The following is a 261-nucleotide window of genomic DNA, read 5'->3' as shown; positions in this document are numbered from 1 at the left end:
TACCGTTGTAAGTTTTTCGGATGTTACTTTGGAGCTGATGATAGGCTTCCGTGCGGTTTCGGGCACTTCGGATCGCTTTTCTGAGTGCCATATCATCAATCAGATTGAGGATATGAGTGCTCTTGAAGATGGCATTATATTCAAACAACACCGCTTTTAATCTGGCGTAACGGGCATGAGAGTTCAGTTTGCGGATGATATTGCTCTGGGTATTTTCCTGCATGATCAATGAAAGCAAGATACGCAGAACGCCTCGCCGCT

1 protein-coding gene is annotated in these 261 nt (G+C 45.2%); it reads right to left on the bottom strand.

Annotated features, from left to right (window positions below; translation table 11 throughout):
- Positions 1-238: Tn3 family transposase (locus tag SLS51_RS24470; protein WP_369293961.1), on the bottom strand; the 238-nt coding region annotated here is incomplete at its 3' end.
- Between the last annotated feature and the right edge of the window lie 23 nt (positions 239-261).

This window comes from Photorhabdus africana (assembly GCF_035181445.1).
Taxonomy (GTDB): Bacteria; Pseudomonadota; Gammaproteobacteria; order Enterobacterales; family Enterobacteriaceae; genus Photorhabdus; species Photorhabdus laumondii.
The sequence above is the reverse complement of the archived record's forward strand: the minus strand, read 5'-3'. Positions and strand labels throughout refer to the sequence as shown.